Annotated in this window: 1 protein-coding gene; it reads right to left on the bottom strand. The window is 50.4% G+C overall.

Going from position 1 to position 355, the window contains the following annotated elements; all coding sequences use genetic code 11:
- Positions 1–355 (bottom strand): DNA translocase FtsK (locus PGX78_RS07555; protein ID WP_270446272.1); only part of this gene is annotated, 355 nt, incomplete at both ends.

The following is a 355-nucleotide window of genomic DNA, read 5'->3' as shown; positions in this document are numbered from 1 at the left end:
TTATAGTTGGACAATTCGACAACTTTCGGATCGACGAGAATCAACTTTACGTCTTCCGGCCGTTGCTTAAAGAGAATACTGGAAATAAGGGTATTAATGCACACGCTCTTACCCGATCCTGTAGACCCGGCAACGAGCATATGGGGCATCTTCGTCAAGTCGGCTACAATAGGCGTACCGGCAATATCCTTACCTAAGGCTACGGGCACACCGCCTACGGAGTTCTTAAAAACATCCGTATCGAGAACATCGCGCAGGCACACAGGCGTAACCTTCTTATTCGGCACTTCAATGCCCACGGCGGCCTTACCGGGAATGGGCGCTTCTATACGAATATCCGTCGCCGCCAACTTCA

This window comes from Megasphaera sp. AF13-6AC (assembly GCF_027685385.1).
In the GTDB taxonomy this organism is placed as follows: Bacteria; Bacillota; Negativicutes; order Veillonellales; family Megasphaeraceae; genus Megasphaera; species Megasphaera micronuciformis.
The sequence above is the reverse complement of the archived record's forward strand: the minus strand, read 5'-3'. Positions and strand labels throughout refer to the sequence as shown.